We start from the raw sequence: 18,166 nt of genomic DNA, 5'->3' as shown, positions 1-18,166 counted from the left end.
AGGCACCGCGCAACCCGACGCTGCATGGCAGCACCAAGGGGTTACGCGGGTGCAATACGCCCGATGTTTAGTTGAGTTTGAAGCCGGACACCGAGCTCTTCAGCCCTTCTGCCAGTCCGTTCAATTGACCGACCACGACCGCAGACTGTTTCACACCGGCGGAGGTTTGTTCGGTCACCGACAAAATGTCGCGCATGGAGGCATTCACGCGGGCGGCCAGTGCGGCTTGCCCTTCGGTTTCCTGCGCAATCGACTGAATCTGCACCGCCAGATCGCGGGTAACGCGTTCGATCTCGGTCAGTGCGCGACCGGCCGCATCAGACAGCTTGGCCCCTTCGACCACGCCCTGTGTGGACACTTCCATCGCCGCTACCGCGTCATGGGTATCGGTCTGAATGGTCTTCACAATCGCGCCGATCTGCTTGGTCGCTTCGCCGGAACGTTCCGCCAGACGCTGAACTTCTTCCGCAACCACCGAGAAGCCGCGACCGGCATCACCCGCCGCCGCCGCCTGAATCGCCGCGTTCAACGCCAACACGTTGGTCTGTTCGGTAATGTCGGAAATCAGTTCAACGATTTCACCAATTTCCTGTGACGATTCACCCAGACGTTTAATCCGTTTCGCGGTTTCCTGAATCTGTTCGCGAATTTCGTTCATGCCCTTGATCTGGTTGTTTACCGCAGAGGCGCCCTGTTCAGCAGCAGCCAGTGAGGACTGCGCAACCTCAGCCGACTGGTTGGCGGTGGCAGAAACGTCCTGGATCGAGCGCACCATCTGTTCAACGGTCTGGTTGGTGCTGACAATTTCGCGCGACTGGCGATCCGCCGCCGCGATCAGTTCGGTCGACACGCCTTGCGCTTCGCCGGTGGCCTGACCCACCTGATCGGTTGCCCGGTTAATACCGGTAATCAGCGAGCGCAGCTCTTCAATGGTGTAGTTGATCGAGTCGGCAATCGCGCCGGTCAAGTCTTCAGTCACCGAAGCGCGCACGGTCAAGTCACCGTCGGCCAGGTCGGACATTTCGTTCAGCAAGCGCAAAATCGCTTCCTGGTTCTTTTTGTTTTCGCCTTCGATCTGCAAGCGGCGACGTACCGAATCCTGGTTGTACACGCGTTGCAGGAAGTACAGCGCAGCCAGCGCAGTGCCGATGAACAAGAATTCGAGCACCGTCACCAGCACGCTACCGGCGGTGTTTTCGTACACGCTGGCCAGTTCGATGGAGTTCTTCAGCAGCGGTTCGGAATCACGCACGATGGTCTGGTTGGCCAGACGCGTGTTCACCATTGGCTGCATGTTGTGCGAGAAGGACGTCACCACCGTCTGGAAGCGGGTGAAGTAAGTGCGGATTTCCTGCAGCTTGCTCACCATGGCCGAGGTGTTGGCCGGGCGAATCTGCAACTCGTCGCTGCCATCAATAAAGCCGGTGATGATGTCGCCGAAGGTCGAGGTATCTTTACCCAACAAGAACACGGTTTCCGGGTTGATCAACTCACTGGCCAGCAGGGCGTTGGCGTTCTTGGCCATACGCTGCGACAACATGGCCAGCTGGTTGGCGTAGTCCAGTTCGTGCACTGTGCCACCGCCTTCCGACAACATGGCGGCAAATTGCTGAGTCAGTTCCAGCAAGCGCGCATCGTTCTCGTTAATACCGGCAACGCTCTTGCCCACGGTAATCAGCGGCTGCTTTTGCTTGATGATGGTGTCAACGGTCGGGCGGCTGGGGTTGGGGCGGAAAGACAGGGTCCAGACCTGATCCACCGCATCCAGCGTGCCGGACGGGTTACGCACAAACACGCCAAACAGACTGTGACCGGACAGGCTCATCAAATCCTTGTCGAAACGACCATAGGCGTCTTCCAGAATCTTGAAGGCCTCCGGGTCACCCCGTACTGCCAGCGTGGATGCCCGCGCGATCCGCTGCGACAACATCTGCATTTCCGTAGCGGTTGAACGACGTTCCGCGTTCACACCAGAAGCCTGGAAAGCGAAGAAGGCAATCAGCGCGGCGCCGACACCGGCTACACCCACGGTACCGAGCAACCACGCCACTTGCTGGCGCGCCGGCAAGTGGCCAATCAGTGGAACCGGACGCAGAACGGAATCTTCGTTGCCTTCTGGCAAACGCAGTTTTTCCAGAATCCACGTGGTTTTTGCTGAGTCCAGCTTGGCGCCAGACCCGTCAACCGACTTGTTCTTGCGGCCAAACAAACCCTTCAGGCCATCCGCTTTCAATGCCATTTGGTGCTTCTCCCTGATACTGCCCCTGTCCGCCTACGCGCTCTGTGGTGCGCGTTTCACGTCAGTCGCTTGCGCGAATTATGCAATTAGTGATGCGTGATAATCCGTTGTTCTTGCAGCGTTTGTCCACGCCACCCGGTGTGCCGGGCAGGCAGTGGGCGCTGTCAGTTCACACCGGCCTGTAGAAAATGTGGGTCGACCGCCAGACGGGCTACATCCAGGGTTTGCCATTGTCCGCCTGCAGCATCGCGGAACTGCGCTTGCGCCCACGGATGCAGGCTTTGCGTCGCCTCGCCCTGCATATCGGCCAAATGCTTCAGACCGAGCATGCGATCAACCAGCACTGCCGAGTGCAAAATGTGGCGCGGGTGCAACAAAATCAGGCGCGCCGCAGCACTGGTAGTGAGTGTCGGCCCGCCAAAAAATGCAGAAATGTCGGATACGCTGACCAGATTGCCCCGCACATTGGATACGCCGCGAAACCAGGGCTGCGCCAGCGGCACGCCAGATACCTGAGGCACCGGCATGACCTCGGCCACGTCGGCCAGATCCACCAGCCAGTTGGCATCGCCAATGCGCACGCCCAGATGGGCGTCGACATGCTCGGCGGATGCCGCCGTTTTCAGGCGCGCAACCACCCCTTCCTGGTACTCGCGCAAGCTGATGCGCTTGGCCATGTTCATTCCCCCCGGAATCTTGCTCTTAGCCTGCTTGTTTTAGTCTGGCCAAGTGAGTCGCCAATCTGCTTACAGTGCGGCGATCTTGTTGAACAGCTCTTGCGGATCGACCGGTTTGACGATGTATTCCACCGCGCCTTGTCGCTTGCCCCACACCATGTCGGTCTCCTGGTTCTTGGAGGTACACATGATGATCGGAATATGTTTCGTTACTTCATCACGCGAAATCTGGCGTGTTGCCTGGAAGCCATTCATGCCTGGCATCACGACGTCCATCAAGATCAGGTCGGGCATGATTTCTTTAACCTTGCCTACTGCTTCTTCGCCTGATTCGGCGGTCAACACCTGGTATCCGGCTTTGCTGAGCAGCTCGCCGAGGAAGTGACGCTCGGTTGGAGAATCATCAACAATCAGCACTTTTTTGATAGACATGAGACTGGGTTCCGTTTTTGAGGTGTTCCGGGTATTACATGCCAGCCGGGGTTTTGGGGCCGGCCAGGCAACAACTAAACAACGATTAACCTGGCTGCCGCGCCTTGGCGTGCTGGTCGACGGCAGTCAGCAAACTGTCTTTGGTAAATGGCTTGGTCAGATATTCATCCGAACCCACCATGCGCCCGCGGGCACGATCAAACAGGCCATCCTTGGATGACAGCATGATCACCGGCGTGGCTTTGAATCTCGGGTTTTTCTTGATCAGCGAACAGGTTTGATAGCCATCCAGCCGCGGCATCATCACATCCACAAAAATCACGTCGGGGTTGTGGTCGCTCACTTTGGACAGAGCGTCAAAACCGTCTTCTGCCAGGATGACTTCGCAACCGGCCTGCCCGAGAAAAATTTCTGCACTACGACGGATGGTGTTGCTGTCGTCAATCACCATCACTTTGACCCCGGTAAGACTGGGCATGGTGTTTCTCTCCTGATACTGCAACAACTTGGGTGCGGTCGTTCCGACGCTTTTGGGCCTTGCTTACAACGCGACTCAGCGCACTCTGAACATGCGATGGGCATGATGTGTCGAGGATCATACCGGCGCATTCTCGAATTAGACAAGGCTAATGCGCGCACGGTGTTGCGAGCGGCGCAGCCAGCGTGACATCCGGTATCCCGAACCCGAAAAGCCTGTGATTTTCAAGAGTTTCTGCGTTTTTTGCCTGACTGGGTGACACGCGGCAGTAACAAAGCGACGTCTGGCGGAAAAGCGCGCGGGGCGGGTTGAATTCTGATTATTGCTTTCCTTATATGATCGTATGAAAGCATTTGATCTGAATCAGTCTGGCGCCTGTTTTCGCGGTGATATTGCCCAAGTCGGGTAAAACCACTGCCCATCTGCCTTCTCCCCAATTCATACCTTTCGGGATTCAAAGGTTGTTCTTTCGCCCGTGCTGCCTGGCTCGAGAATCGGTAAAGGCCGGGTCAAGCGGCAACCATCACAATATTTCCAACGTAACGCAAGGAGTCATCATGTCTTTGATCGATCAAATTGGCAGCATGCTGGGCGGTTCAAGTGGCGATGAGGCCAATGCGGGCGCATTGAAAACGCTGCTGGATCAGAGCGGTGGTATCAGTGGCCTGATCAGCAAGTTCCAGCAAGGCGGCTTGGGTGAAGTGGCGCAGTCGTGGATCAGCTCCGGCCAGAATCTGCCTATTTCGGCAGATCAGCTGCACCAGGTACTGGGCAGCGATACCGTTGCCGCCGTGGCGCAAAAACTGGGCGTGGACCCGCAAGAAGCGGCCAGCCATCTTTCGCAATTGTTGCCTAAAGCGGTGGATACGCTCACACCGAATGGCGAATTGCCTAGCTCGGACAGCCTGTTGTCATCCGGACTGGATATCCTGAAGGGCAAGTTGTTCGGTTGATTGCGCAAAGACATCGGGCGCCGCGCAGGCACCCGATGTCTTTATGCCAGCAAACGGGCCGCCACTGCGCGGCCCGTTTTGCGTCCTTCGCGAATGGCGTAATTGGTGCCGCGATCTTCCGGGTAAATCTGCGCCATTGACGCCAGCGTCATGCCCGGCACCGGGCCTTGTTCGGGCGGAATCAACTGGCTGTAGTGTTTTTCAACTACTGGCTGCGACCAGCGCGCCTTCCATACGTGATGGCGCAGGATCCAGTCGCGGGTAAATTCCGGGAACATCTTTTGCAGATAAGGGATCGAGAAGTCCAGTACTTCGTCAGCGGTCATGCTGTAAAGCGCGTCGGTATGCGGCAGGTATTTGGAGAGATAAACAATGTGCCGACCGCCGTAAGTCTCGGCTTTCTCGAAGTTGGTGTGTTCGATCACGCCCACAAACGGGAAGGTCGGGTCATTCACGTTCAGCCAGTAGGTTTTGGACAAACTGCGGTCCAGTTCCAGCACCAGACATACGTTGGCCAGATAGTGAATGCGGTTCAGCTTGGCCAGGTAATCCGGTGCGGCCCAATGCTGGATCATCCCGGCAATCAGCGGCAACGCCGGCGTAGCGATAATCTCGTCGGCAATCAGCAAACCGGCCGGGGTTTCGATATGAAATTTGCCGTCGATGCGCTCAAAACGTTGCACTGGCGTATTGGTCAGCACGCGCCCGCCCAGACGCTTGAGTTGAATGGACAGTGATTCAGCCAGCGCCACAAAGCCGCCTTTGAAATACGCCAGCCGTTCTTCGCCACCTTTGCCCCGGCTACCGCCGCGCAACTTGAGCTTGTTCCAGAACCACACGGCGGAGATATCGTCGGCCACCGGACCGAATTTGCCCTTGAGCAACGGCTCCCACACCACCTTGTAAACCTGCTCGCCGCCCAGCTCCTTGAGCCACTCGGCGGCAGTTTTACCTTCCAGCTCCATCCAGTTTTTGACCTTGCGTGCCCGCAGGGCCAACAGGCCTAGCCGGATGCGGTCGGTAAAGCACAGTGGCGTAAAGCGCAGCAGATCGCCCGGCGTGGAGAGTTTGAAGAAGTGATTGGCGAACCACACGCCGGTATTGGTGGGGTTGATCGCTACGTGTTCGTTCAGATGCAGCTCATCAATCAGCTGCATCACTTCGCGGTCATTGGTAAACCAGTGGTGATAAAAGCGGTCGAGCTTTTCACCGGCCACATCAAACGCTCCGGCCAGACCGCCGATTTCGCTGTCCGCTTCCAGCACAGTGACGTCGATGCCCGCTTTGGCCAGTTCATAAGCGGCAGCAAGACCGGTAAAACCGCCGCCGATCACGGCAACGCGAGTGGTAGTGGGTAGCGCGGTCATTGTTCTTCTTCTCTTTCTTGTTCTTTTGCGGCGCGAATATCGCGGGCCAGCGGGTTAACGACGAGATAAAGGCCACCCAAAATGGTGGGCGGCAGCCACAACAACAGATGGACGACCAGGGCAAACGCAGTAGCGGCGACGGTGGAGTTAGCCAGTGCCGTCATCGCGTGCACGGTGAAGTAATCAAAGGTGCCCACATAACCGGGCGTGGAGGGGATCAGCGTGGCCAGCGTGCCCACCGGCAAGGCCAGCCAGCCTGCTTGCGGGGCGATCAGATCCGGCAGTGCCAGCCCGGCAAAATAGAACACAAAACCTTCAGCCAGCCATGCCGTCAGCGACCAGCCTACCAGCCGCAACATGCTGCCGCCTTTGGCCAGATGCGCCAGTGTGGCCAGACCTTTGTTGACCTCGGCGCGCAGCTTTTCGCCAATGCCTGGCGCGAAGTGGGCGATGAGCGCAGTGACGCCACGCGCCACTGGCGAGAACGCTTGCGGAAACACCAGTACGCCAAAAATCGCCAGCGCCAAAGCAAACAGAAAACCCGCGCCCACACCGGCAAAGCTGGCGGCGTTCAGACTGAAAGCAGTTAGCGCGGCACCCAGCAACACCAGCACCATCAACAGGTCCAGCAAGCGCTCGACAAATAACGTCGCCAGCACCGTGCCGGAGGTAGTCCCCAGACGGCTGTTAAAGGCGAACGCGCGCAACACATCCCCTGCCCGAAACGGCAATACGTTGTTGGCGGCAAAACTGGCCAGCAACGGACCGGCGCAAGTGAACCAGCTAATGCCGGGAACATCTTTGGCCAGCATGGAACGCCAGCGCGCAATGCGACACGAATACCCGACGCAGAACGCACCCAGTGCGGCCAGTACCCAGGCGTATTGCGTGGCGGCGAGGGCTGCGACCAAACCATGCCAGTCGATCTGGCGGACGATCAGCCACGTGAACAGCACTGCCAACAGCGCGCCCAGCAACAGCCGTACTAGCGATTTCGAATTCATTGACGGCTCATTATTTGCGATCCACTACCGGGCTGCGGCTGCTCTGCGGGCCATCGGTGCCGGCATAGCCGATATATTCGTCCACCACGTACAAAGGGCGGCGTTTGACTTCGCTGTAAATGCGGCCGACGTACTCGCCCAGAATGCCGACGCACACCAGTTGTACGCCACCAATAAACAGCACGGCGATCATCAAGGCGGTCCAGCCTTCGACCCAGATATCGGTAAACAGCCGTAAACCGATGGCATAGAGAATGCCCAGCAGCGCCAACGCGGCAGCGGTCATGCCTACGCCAATCGACAACTGCAAGGGTTTGCTGGAGAACGACAAAATGCCGTCGCTGGCAAAGCGGATCATCTTGCGCAGCGGGTATTTGCTTTCACCGGCAAAACGTTCGGCGCGAGCGTAGGGCAGCGAGACCTGTTTGAAGCCCGCCCAACTGACCATGCCGCGCACAAAGCGGTCGCGCTCCGGCATGGCGCGCAGCACGTCGACTACCTTGCGGCTCATCAGCCGGAAGTCTCCGGTATCCAGCGGGATAGGCACATCTGACAGCTTGTTCAGCAGGCGATAGAAAGTGCGGGCGGTGGAGAGCTTGAAAGCCGATTCGCCCGGTCGTTCGGTGCGGGTGCCATAAACCACGTCGTAGCCTTGACGCCAGCTGGCGATCATCTGGTGGATCAGCTCGGGCGGGTCTTGCAGATCGGCGTCGATCAACACCACGGCATCGCCGCGTGCGGCATCCAGCCCGGCCGAAACCGCAATCTGGTGGCCGAAATTGCGGGCGAAGGCCAGCAGGCGCACGTTTGGATTGGTGGCGGCGATCTCTTTGAGCAACACGCGAGTTTGATCGCGACTGCCGTCGTCGATGAACACCAGTTCGTAATCCAGATCAGTCAGCTCGCTGCAAAAGGAATTCAGACGGCGGATGGTTTCGCCGATGACTTCTTCCTCGTTGTAGCAAGGCACCACGATTGAAATGAGCGAGCGCGTCATGATTGAGGTCCGGTCACTTTTTGATCACTTTTTGATCCACAGGCCAACTTGCGAGCCGCCATCGGCATAGAACGGATGCCAGCTGTACTGGCTGCCAATGGCAGTATTGATGTTCTGCCACGCTGGTAAACCCATGCCCGCTTCGGCCCGCGTCCAGGCGATATAGCGCACGTGATTCAGTGCCAGCCAATCGAGCGCTTCCGGGAAAGTGCCATGGTAAAACGCCTTGGTTTTGTCCGACTGCATCCAGACATCACGCGGCGCGCCATGCCACAGACTGACGTGATTAGGCCAGCCTTGCATGGAAATCTGGTTGGAGAACAGCGCCACCAGTGTCTGGTTGGTATACGCGTCGCCATACCAGTTCTCCAGCAACACACCGCGTGGCGCGTTCTTGAGGTAGCCGACCATATCGCGCATCGGTGGGTCGTTCAGGAACGAGCGTGAGCCTTCCAGATGACCCGCGTCGGCTTTGCCGGTGCTCATCAGGTAATTAGCGGTGTCCCAGGCGTAAGTGCAGGTCAGTGCAAGCGATGCATAGGCAATCCAGCGCGTTACCTTGCGTTGACTGGCTAACGCCATGGTGCCCAGCGTGAGCAGCGCACCGCTGTACATCCAGCCCCACCATTTCATGGTGGTATTGGTGCGGATGAACTTGCCGCCGGAAGGGTCCTGCACGTAGATGAATTCGGAGATCACCAGCATGGCGCCAAAGGCAATAACCAGCATCAAAGCCAGCGGACGGGCGCGCTTTTCCAGCAGGGCCAGCACTAGCAACACCAGCATGGGCCACAGAAAAGCGATAAACCGCAACACCGGGGTGTGATCCATCCAGCGTACAGGGTAGATCGGCGTGTTGATGGCCTGATTGGCCAGCCCGCTCAGATACGGATAAACCAGCAATGCGCTCAGCAAGCCGCCACCGATGATTGCCGTCCAGTCTGGCGGATTTTTCTGCTGATAACGCCAGCCGATCCAGCTCAATAGCAATACGGCAGAGAACGGAAAAATCCACGTATTGGTGATCAGCATGACCGGCACTGTGCCAGCCAGCAAAGCTTGCCCCAGCCGCGGTGACAGGGCGACTGCGCCGGCAATGGCCGGTGCCTCCAGCCACGCGATCAGTGCCAGAGCCAGGAACAGCAAGAAGTAGCTACCCAGCGGCGGATGGAAATCGCCCAGATAGAACTGATAGCCAAAGTTCTCCATCGGGATTTCACGCGTTTCGAAATCCGGCGTGGGTTTGTTGGCCTCAGTCAGCGGCGGGAACAAAGCGCGACCCAGCGTGGTGCCTTGGTCCTTGATGCGCAATTCGTAGTTACCGATAAAGCGCGCGCTGCCCCACATGAAATCGTTGGCAACCCAATCCGGCGGCGTGGCCGGGTTGGGGTCGGCCACCAGATGCATGATCGGCGTGATGCCGGTGCCGCCCAGCGCCAAAGCCGCAATCAGCAGCAAGCGCGGGGCTTTGCGGGAGATGAAGCGGCTGGCGAAATCCCAGGCCAGCGACAGCGACAATGCCATGACCAGCACAAAGGCGATGTTGTAGGCAAAACCCGGCTGCCAATTGAACAAGCGGCCCATCAACGCCGCGCCATAGTGCTGGAAGGCGTAGTAAAAATCGAAATGATGCGGCGGATACCAGATATCCAGCGGCGGCAAGGTATCGCCTGGATAATAGTTCTGCATGAAGTACAGATCGGTCACGCGCTCGGAGGTCGGGTAAATGGAAGGCAGTACAAACTTCCAGGCCAGACCGTAGATAAACGCTGCTGCAAACACCCGCTCGGATGCCTTGAAGGCGGCGCTGCGGCATTCGATCTTTTGCAGCCACAGCGCGCCCAGTGCCAGCGCGCTGGTCAGTGGCCACGCCCAGCCAATCTGGCCCAGACCCACAAAGTGTTCCAGCGCGCACAACACCAATGTAACGCCCAGCACGCCCGCCGCGCGGGCGATGGGATACGGCAACCAGTGGCCCAGCGTGACCGTCAGCCCGGCCAGGTGCAGCCACAGTAAAATCAGGCTGCCCAACAAGAAAATCATCGTCATGGTGTTATTGGCCCCGCAATTCCCACAGCCCGAATTCAATGCCGTTGTTGTTGGATAAACCACGCCAGATATAGCGGCTGGCGAGCAAGCTTTGCATACGGGCAAAGGCGCCTGGGTCGCGCGTCTGGTCGTAGCTGCTCCAGACCACGTAGCGCACTTTGCGACTGGCCAGCCACTGTGCCGCATCGGGCAAACCGCCGTGGTACAACGCGCGGATATAGTCGGCGTCGCGGTTGATAAACCACGGATGATCGCGCCACAGGCCTTCATGATCTGGCCAGCCCAACGCCGACGGCTGGCCGCTGTGCAGCGCAAAGGCGCCATGCACCGTGTATGAACCGCCATCCAGCCCTTCCATCACCAGGCCCTTTGGCGCGCTGCGTAGATAACTGAGAATGGCGCGTTGGCCCGGATCGTCCGCCAGCCAGGCATCGCCCGCCAGTCGTCCCGCGTGATTCTTCGGGTGATTGATCCAGTACTGCGCTTGTGGAATAACATACAGGCAGGTCGCCAGCAGTGGCAGCCATGCCACGATGCGTATCCATTTGCGGCTGGATGCCAAGGTAAGAGTGCCCAGCAAGGCAATGCCCGCCGGGAACAACCACGACCACCATTTGAGCGTGGTATTGAAGCGGTTGTACTTGCCGCCCAAGGGGTCGTCGATAAAGAAAATCTCGGTGATGATCAGCAGGATCAAAACGCCCCAGGCTGCCCACCAGCTGCGCCGATCATCCCGACCGCTGGCCAAGCCCAGACCTGCCAGCACCAGCACCGGCCACCACACTGCAATGAACTGGCGGATCGGGGTGTGATCCAGACTGGTAACCAGGGCAAAGGCCGTCGGTACCGCGTTGGGGGCGAAATGCGCGAGGAATGGGTAAATCAGCACGCCTGCGGTAACCGCGCCACCCAGCAAGGCCCGCCAAAACACCGGCAAGCCGCCACGCCAGCGATAAGCGCACCAGCCCAGAATCAACAGCGCCTGCAATGGCAGCGTCCACGGGTTGAGCGCCAATAGCAGCGGCAGGCTCAGTCCCAGCAGAAACACGCCGGTTTCATCACGCCATCCGTAGGCGTCCGCTTGGGCCATTTCGCTGGTGTCGTCGGCGGGGCGAGGCTCAAGTGCGCCAATCAACGCCAGCACAAACAACAATAATGCAAAGCCACCGACTGGCGGGTGCAGGTCGCCCAAGTAGGTGTAATAAGAGATGGTTTCCAGCGGCAAATCCCGCGCTTCAAAGTCCGATGTGGGCTTTTGCTCGGGAGTCAGCGCCGGAAATAGCGCACGGCCCAGTTCGGTATTGACTTGCTGATCATACAAACCGGTAAAGCGGGTGTTGGACCACAGCAGCGTTACCGCGTTGCCATCAGCTTGCTGGGCGTTGGTGGAGGGCAGATCGTAGATCAGCGGCAGCAGCGGCGCGACGCCGGTACCGCCCACCGTCAGCGCGGCGACCACCAGCAAGCGTCCGGCGCGACGTTGCAAGAAGCGCCCGGTGAGGCTCCAGGCCAAGCTGGCGGTAAAGGCGAAGGTGGTGCAAAAGCCCAGGTTCATCGCCCGGCCTGCATCCAGATTCAGAAACCGTCCCTGCAACGCGGTGGCGTAATGCAGAAAGCCGTAATAGATATCGAAGCGATAACCCGGCAGCCATTGATCCGGCGGCGGCAAAGTAGAGCCGGGCAGATAGTTGGCTACAAAGTACAGGTCAGTCAGATGCTCGGATTGGGCATCCAGATCGGGAAAGACAAACCGCCAGGCCAGCGCAAACAGAAATGCGCAGGCAAAGGGCAGTTGTCCGCGCCACCAGGCGGCGTCCGCCAGCCGCTTGTTGAGCGTCAACACTGACAACGCGGTGCAGATGGGCCACAGCCAGGCCAGATGCCCCAGCCCGGCAAAGTGTTCAACAAAGAACAGCGCCAGGCACAGCAGCAGCACGCCGGTGGCGCGCGCCAGATCGATATCGCCCAGGCGACGTTCAAAACACTGCGCCAGTCCTGCCAGATTAATGAACAGAATCAATAGCGTCAGTGCGAGGGCAATCAGGCCCATGGTCTCCCTCCTCCGGGTACCGGATCGCTGTTGGGATCAACAACTGGAAGACCGGCTGGCGTTGGTATCCACGCAACACCCAGGCAGAGGCGGGTTAATCGAGGCGGGAGATGGCGGCAGCGGAATTCCGGTTGCGCCCGTGATTTTTGGGTGCGTCCGGCGTTTTATCATGCTTTGCGCGGTAGCGGAACATGCAACCGGCAAGCTTGTTTTAAGTTGCGCAGCTTACTATGCCAGAACTTGCCAATTGCAGGGCAAGTCACCGTAAAAGGACGGATGGCGCTTGCCACAAGGCTGAACGGCGGTTCCAATGCGGGCCATGACTTTATCTTGCCGTCCCGGCTGCGGTGCCTGTTGCATTGCGCCTTCAATCACCAGCCCCTTACCCGGCATGCCAAACGGCAAGCCCGCTGGAGTTCCGTGTGTAAATCTGCTGCCCGATTATCGCTGCGCGGTATTCGGCAAACCCGAACGCCCGGCCTTTTGCGGCGGGCTGCAGCCAGAAGCCCAGATGTGTGGCGACTCGCGTGATGGGGCGTTGATATGGCTGGCGCAGCTGGAAACCGCCACTGCGCCGTAACGCGGCGCTAACGAGCCGTGTCGTAGCTGAGTTTCGGATACCAATCCTTCCCGCGACCGGCAGGCGTCAGATCGAGGATGGTCCACAGCGGCATCAGGTCCGGCGCACCGCGTGGGTCCTGGCCGGGATCGGCGGTTTCAAAGCCCATTTCATCGCCATAAAAATGGCGAACCTGATCTCCCGAGCGGGTGAATACGTTCAAGCCGGGCACGTCGTCGCCAGCCGGGTCTTCGCCGATGTAATCGCGGTTAAAGCTGTTGCCGCCGGATGAATACAACCGTAGCTGTCGCCAGCCACGCTCTTGTTTGAATGCCTCCATGCGTTCAATCGGCGCGCGGGCGAAGACGGCAAAGCCGACGCGTTGCAAGATGTCGGGCATCTCGCCATCCCAAGCGCTGAGCAAACAGGTGCACATCGGGCAGGGACGTTCGCGCCGGGGGCCGAACATCCAGTTGTAGACGATCAGGGTGTCATGCTCGCCAAAAATCTGGCTGAGGGTGACTGGGCCATCGATACTTTCAAAGCGGTAATTTTCTGGTACCAAACCACCTGCTGGCAAAGCGCGGCGTTGCTCGGCGACGCGTTCGATCTGCCGTCGCAGTTCGATTTCTTCAGCCAGCAGGGCATTACGCGCCTGGCGGTATTCCGGGGTCTCGCCGGGAAAACGGCGGGGGGATTGTGCCAGTTCGGTGGCGGGGACGAGCTGAGGTTGATTCATGGAGGTCTCCATGAGGTGATCGCAGCTGTGATCCTGGCCTGGCCTTTGGGGGTTGTGGCTGGTAACGCCTGATTGCGCCCGCTGCACGGTCAGCGGGGTAGGCATGCGCTGGCAAATGACGTGTTTGCGGCCAACAAAAAGGCCGGATGGTGATCCGGCCTTTTTGGCGAGTCTGCTGCAAGAGAGCGGCTTACTGCGCGCCAGGCTCCGTAACAAAGCCCAGCTTCTCAATGCCTGATTGCTGAATTGCCGCCATGGTTTTGGCGACGTATTCATATTGAACTTTGCGATCACCACGCAGGCGGATTGTCGGTTGCGGGTCTTTGGCTGCTGCGGCGGCCAGATGTTCTTTGAACTCGGCTTCGCTCAATTTGGTTTCGTCCCAGAAAACCGAGCCATCTTCCGTCACCGAGATATTCACCGACGCCGGTTTGACCACCTCCGGCTGGTTGGCGGCGCGCGGCAGGTTCACTTTCACCGCGTGCGTCAGTACCGGTACGGTGAGCATGAAGATAATGAGCAGCACCAACATCACGTCCACCAGCGGAGTCATGTTGATCTCGCTCATGACTTCGCTGTTGTCGCCACCGATTGATTTGCTGAATGCCATCTGACCTTACTCCGCGTGTTTAGGCTGACCGTTCACCACCGCCAGTTGCGGGCGGGATTGATCGCGGGCCACGGGGGCGCCGGTCACAAAGTAGGCATGCAGGTCCTGGGCAAAACGGTTGAGCTTGCCGGTAATGGAACGATTGCCGCGTACCAGCGCGTTGTAGGCCAGCACAGCCGGGATCGCCACGGCCAGACCAAACGCGGTCATCACCAGCGCTTCGCCCACCGGGCCAGCAATTTTGTCGATGCTGGCCGCGCCGGCAGCAGAGATGCCGATCAGCGCGTGATAGATGCCCCAAACAGTGCCGAACAAGCCCACAAACGGCGCCGTGCTACCGACCGATGCCAGGATCGACAAGCCACGTTGCATGCGCTCGGTGCCTTCTTCAATCGCGCCGTTCAGGCTGCTGATCAACCAGTCAGACAGTGCCAGCTGACCGTGCAGATCAGCCTGGTTGTCACGGTGATGCGCCACGGCCGCCTGGCTTTCCAGTGCCAGCAGGCGGAACGGGTTGTCCTGGGTTTTGCCGGTCAGTTGCGCCAGACCTTCGTCAAAGCGGTGGGCATGCCAGAAGTCGTGCGCGGCGGCCGCGCGGCGGCGATTGGCTACAAGGCGGAAAGCATGCGTGACGATCACATACCAGCTGGCAATCGACATGATCAGCAAGATGGTGGCAATGGCATGAGTGACGAAATCGCCCTGAGCCCACAGGTGGGCAAGGCTGAACTGTTGCGGTTGCATGGATGAGGCTCCTGTCTATTTGAGTGTTTGATCTCGCTGTGGCGTGAGTCGGGTGCCACAGCGTGTTTTGTCTTTGGGGGGAAGTTTGTGGATCACGGCGCGTTAAGCGAGAACGTCACCGGCTGCACGTACCACATGGCAATCGGCTGGCCGCCTTGTCTGGCTGGCGTGAATTTCCATTTACGAACGGTTTCCAGCGCGGAGCTGTCCAGCCGGCCAAAACCGCTGCTTTGCTTGAGCTTGATATCGCCCACCGTGCCGTCGGCCTGGATATAGACCTCTAGCAACACGCGGCCTTCCTCGCCCAATTTGCGGGAAATGGTCGGATAGGGCGGCTTCATGTTGCCGGTGGCGGCGGCATCGACTCGCGGTTGCGAGATCGCCGCCGGTGCAGGCGCTGCTGGCGCTGGTTTGGGCTCGGCCGGTGGTGGCGCCTCGGGTGCTGGTTTGATTTCATGCACTGGCGGTTCAGTCGCAACCTGGTTCGGTTTGGCGACCGGAATCGGCGGCAGCGGCTTGGGCACTGGAGGCTGTTTCACCACAGGCTGCGGCTTGGGCTGAACTTGTTGTTTGGGCGTGGGTGGGGCGACCACAGGCAACGGTGCCGGGGTTTCCAGAGTCACCGTAATTTCTTTGGGAGGCTGCGGCGGTTGCGTTTGCACCGTATGCAGCAGCGCACCAATCAATAGCACGTGTGCTCCGGTTACCAGCCCCAGTCGTGTTGCCTGGTTGCGATTCATATCTAAATGAGAATTACTTGCATTTATTCGAAGAGGCATATGATAATGATAACCCTTCGCATTTGCAAAGAAATTGCAAGCGAAACGAAATTAAATCCGCTTGCCAGCTTCGGTGCTGGTCTTGATCTGCCTTAAAGCTGCAAAGACAGCGGGTGATCAGTCACTCGTTCAGATCGCAGTCTGGTTTGTTCAGGACTTCCGGGGTGACATGGCGGGCGGAAATAAAACAGGCGGTAAACGCCACAAAACAGCCAGATCATTCCCTCGGAGACACCCCTCATGCCTTTGGCCAAAAAGCCACTCGCTGCCTTGCTCGCGGCGGCATTCACTGCGTCTTTTGCCTATGCAGATGACATCACCTCGACCACCAAACCTGCTGCATCGGAACAAGCATTGCCATCGGTCAACGTTAACGCCACGGCGGACCGTGACGAGGCCCGCACCGATTACAACCCCGGCGTCAGCACTGTGGGCGGCAAGGTGCCAACTGCAATTCGCGATATTCCGCAAACGGTAACGGTGGTGAATCGCGCGGTAATGGACGCCCAGGGTGCTGCGTCGCTGACTGATGCGCTGCGCAATGTGCCCGGTATTACCATTGGCGGCGCGGAAGGCGGCCAGATTGGTAACAACATCAATCTGCGTGGTTTTTCGGCGCGTACGGATATTTATCTGGATGGCGTACGTGATCGCGGTCAGTACTATCGCGATACGTTCTATCTGGATTCGGTTGAGGTGCTCAAAGGCCCGTCGTCCATGCTGTTCGGCCGTGGTTCGACTGGCGGCGTGATCAACCAGGTCAGCAAGAAGCCGCAACTGGCACAGGTGGGCGAAGTCAACGTCACCGTGGGCACAGATGACCGCTATCGCACCACTTTTGATGTCGGCCACGCCATCAACGATACCGCGGCCTGGCGGATCGAAGGCATGGCGCAAGATCAGCATTCCAGCCGAGATGTCATCAACAACCAGGATATCGGCATTGCGCCGTCGGTGACGTTTGGCATTGGCGAGCCGACCACCATTACCCTGTCGGCGTTGCTGCAACATAACAACGATATGCCGGATTACGGTGTACCCACCGTCAACAAGCGCCCGGCCAATGTTGACCAAAGCAACTTCTACGGCCTGACCGATGACCGTACCGTGCAAGACGTGGCCACCGTCAGCGCCAACATCGAGCACAAGTTCAACGACAGTCTGACCCTGCGCAACAACACGCAGTACAGCCACTACACCACCGATGCGCGCGAAACCGCATTGAGCACCGTGGTGACACCTGCAGGCGTCGCGCTGGATCGCACCAAGGGCAACCCAACCACCTTGCCGCAAGATTTGCTGCGCGTGCAACTGGCCAGCCATGACCGCGACATTACGGACGAATCGATTTACAACCAGACCGATCTGATCTGGAAAACCAATACCGGCAGCATCAAACACACCGTATTGGCTGGCGCAGAAATCGGCTACGACAAATACGAGAACCAGACCTACTCGCGCAACAACCTGCCGATTGTCTCGTTGATGGACCCGGCGCATTTGTCGAGCCCGGCCAATTCGGTCAGCACCAAGGGCAACTTCGCTGAGTCGACCGCTAACACGCTGGCGTTTTATGCCAACGACACGGTTGAGATCACCAAAGAGTGGAAAGCCGTGGCTGGCCTGCGTTGGGATCGCTTTGATGGCGAGATCAAGAACAGCATCAGCTTGCCGCTGTCGGCCAGTAACGACACGACCTTCACCAGCGTGCGTGCCGGCTTGATTTACCAGCCGACCGACAACCAGTCGTACTACATCAGCTACGGCACCTCGTTTAATCCCTCGCTAGAGGCTTTGACGGTCACGAACGGCACCCAAAACCTGGACCCGGAAAAAAACCGCTCTTATGAAGTGGGCGGCAAGTGGGACTTCCTGGCTGGCGATTTGTCGGTGAACTCAGCCTTATTCCGCGTACAGAAAACCAATGCCCGCACCCAAGACGCTACCACCGGTTTGTACCAGCTGGATGGCGACGTGCAGGTGCAAGGTTTTGAAGTCGGCATTGCCGGCCGGATCACCAAACAGTGGCAAGTGTTCGCGGGCTACACCTACCTGGATGGCACGGTAGAAAGCGCGCTCGACGGCACCACCGGCAATACGCTGGCCAATACGCCGAAGAACACCGCCACGCTGTGGTCGACCTACAACATCACTCACGACTGGGAAGTGGGCGGCGGCTTTGTAACGATGTCCTCGCGTTATGCGGCCAATAACAACATCGTCTCGGTGCCTGGTTACACCCGCTGGGATGCCACCGCGGCGTATCACCAGAAGAACTACGACGTGCGCATAAACCTGCTGAATCTGACCGACAAGTACTACTACGACTCGGTGATTGCCTCAGACGGTGGCCGCGCTACACCGGGGATCTCCCGTACTGTGCTGGTGACGCTGGGTTATCACATCTAAAGGCCTGAAGATTGTTGCGCCGCCTTGATGCCTGGCCATCAGGGCGGCGCAATGCATCCAGAGACTGAACAAGGAACAAC

Annotated in this window: 16 protein-coding genes; 3 read left to right on the top strand and 13 right to left on the bottom strand. The window is 58.6% G+C overall.

Features of this window, described 5'->3' with window-relative positions; all coding sequences use genetic code 11:
* Nucleotides 1-67: 67 nt before the first annotated feature.
* From P4L78_RS09310 to P4L78_RS09295, 4 genes are all read right to left on the bottom strand, one after another.
* Nucleotides 68-2,239: a methyl-accepting chemotaxis protein gene (locus P4L78_RS09310; protein ID WP_309327745.1), complete on the bottom strand. Its 2,172-nt coding sequence runs from the start codon at nt 2,237-2,239 to the stop codon at nt 68-70.
* Nucleotides 2,240-2,403: 164 nt separating this feature from the next.
* Entirely contained in the window at nt 2,404-2,916 is a 513-nt protein-coding gene (locus P4L78_RS09305; RefSeq protein ID WP_283147726.1) for a chemotaxis protein CheW, read from the bottom strand.
* Nucleotides 2,917-2,985: 69 nt separating this feature from the next.
* The gene (locus tag P4L78_RS09300; protein ID WP_390901582.1) at nt 2,986-3,342 is read right to left on the bottom strand and encodes a response regulator; all 357 of its coding nucleotides are present in this window, start codon (nt 3,340-3,342) and stop codon (nt 2,986-2,988) included.
* A gap of 91 nt (nt 3,343-3,433) precedes the next feature.
* A complete protein-coding gene (locus P4L78_RS09295) occupies nt 3,434-3,826 on the bottom strand; it encodes a PleD family two-component system response regulator (RefSeq protein ID WP_283147728.1) in 393 nt (130 codons plus the stop codon).
* Between the two features lie 386 nt (nt 3,827-4,212).
* On the opposite strand from P4L78_RS09295, the gene P4L78_RS09290 reads away from it, so the two are divergent.
* Nucleotides 4,213-4,779: a YidB family protein gene (locus tag P4L78_RS09290; RefSeq protein WP_405051520.1), complete on the top strand. Its 567-nt coding sequence runs from the start codon at nt 4,213-4,215 to the stop codon at nt 4,777-4,779.
* A gap of 41 nt (nt 4,780-4,820) precedes the next feature.
* Here P4L78_RS09290 and P4L78_RS09285 read toward each other — a convergent pair whose 3' ends face one another.
* From P4L78_RS09285 to P4L78_RS09265, 5 genes are read right to left on the bottom strand one after another with little or no spacing between them, the layout of a single operon-like run.
* On the bottom strand, nt 4,821-6,146 hold the full coding sequence (locus tag P4L78_RS09285) for an NAD(P)/FAD-dependent oxidoreductase (RefSeq protein ID WP_309327743.1): 1,326 nt from the start codon (nt 6,144-6,146) through the stop codon (nt 4,821-4,823).
* On the bottom strand, nt 6,143-7,150 hold the full coding sequence (locus tag P4L78_RS09280) for a lysylphosphatidylglycerol synthase transmembrane domain-containing protein (RefSeq protein WP_309327742.1): 1,008 nt from the start codon (nt 7,148-7,150) through the stop codon (nt 6,143-6,145). Before P4L78_RS09280 ends, P4L78_RS09285 begins: the two co-directional genes overlap by 4 nt.
* A gap of 10 nt (nt 7,151-7,160) precedes the next feature.
* Complete coding sequence (locus P4L78_RS09275; protein WP_283147732.1) at nt 7,161-8,147, bottom strand: glycosyltransferase family 2 protein; 987 nt, start codon at nt 8,145-8,147, stop codon at nt 7,161-7,163.
* 24 nt (nt 8,148-8,171) lie between these two features.
* Entirely contained in the window at nt 8,172-10,196 is a 2,025-nt protein-coding gene (locus P4L78_RS09270; RefSeq protein ID WP_309327740.1) for a DUF2298 domain-containing protein, read from the bottom strand.
* 4 nt (nt 10,197-10,200) lie between these two features.
* Nucleotides 10,201-12,246 carry a DUF2298 domain-containing protein gene (locus tag P4L78_RS09265; protein WP_309327738.1) on the bottom strand — a complete coding sequence of 682 codons (2,046 nt, stop codon included), beginning with the start codon at nt 12,244-12,246 and terminating at the stop codon, nt 10,201-10,203.
* Between the two features lie 319 nt (nt 12,247-12,565).
* Between P4L78_RS09265 and P4L78_RS09260 the strand changes: the two genes are divergently transcribed.
* Nucleotides 12,566-12,826, top strand: coding sequence for a YkgJ family cysteine cluster protein (locus P4L78_RS09260; protein WP_309327735.1), 261 nt, complete (start codon nt 12,566-12,568; stop codon nt 12,824-12,826).
* A 7-nt stretch (nt 12,827-12,833) separates the two neighbouring features.
* Here P4L78_RS09260 and P4L78_RS09255 read toward each other — a convergent pair whose 3' ends face one another.
* The 4 genes from P4L78_RS09255 to P4L78_RS09240 form a co-directional block, all read right to left on the bottom strand.
* Nucleotides 12,834-13,544, bottom strand: coding sequence for a DUF899 family protein (locus P4L78_RS09255; protein ID WP_309327733.1), 711 nt, complete (start codon nt 13,542-13,544; stop codon nt 12,834-12,836).
* A 190-nt stretch (nt 13,545-13,734) separates the two neighbouring features.
* A complete protein-coding gene (locus P4L78_RS09250) occupies nt 13,735-14,154 on the bottom strand; it encodes a biopolymer transporter ExbD (RefSeq protein WP_283147736.1) in 420 nt (139 codons plus the stop codon).
* Between the two features lie 6 nt (nt 14,155-14,160).
* Nucleotides 14,161-14,898: a MotA/TolQ/ExbB proton channel family protein gene (locus P4L78_RS09245; RefSeq protein WP_309327731.1), complete on the bottom strand. Its 738-nt coding sequence runs from the start codon at nt 14,896-14,898 to the stop codon at nt 14,161-14,163.
* Between the two features lie 92 nt (nt 14,899-14,990).
* Nucleotides 14,991-15,638: an energy transducer TonB gene (locus tag P4L78_RS09240; RefSeq protein WP_283147738.1), complete on the bottom strand. Its 648-nt coding sequence runs from the start codon at nt 15,636-15,638 to the stop codon at nt 14,991-14,993.
* A 279-nt stretch (nt 15,639-15,917) separates the two neighbouring features.
* Here P4L78_RS09240 and P4L78_RS09235 point away from each other — a divergent pair, with 279 nt between their 5' ends.
* Nucleotides 15,918-18,086 (top strand): TonB-dependent siderophore receptor, encoded by a 2,169-nt coding sequence (locus P4L78_RS09235; RefSeq protein WP_309327729.1) that lies wholly within the window; start codon nt 15,918-15,920, stop codon nt 18,084-18,086.
* The last annotated feature ends 80 nt before the right edge of the window (nt 18,087-18,166 follow it).

Source organism: Silvimonas sp. (assembly GCF_031291215.1).
GTDB classification, from domain to species: domain Bacteria; phylum Pseudomonadota; class Gammaproteobacteria; order Burkholderiales; family Chitinibacteraceae; genus Silvimonas; species Silvimonas soli.
The sequence above is the reverse complement of the archived record's forward strand: the minus strand, read 5'-3'. Positions and strand labels throughout refer to the sequence as shown.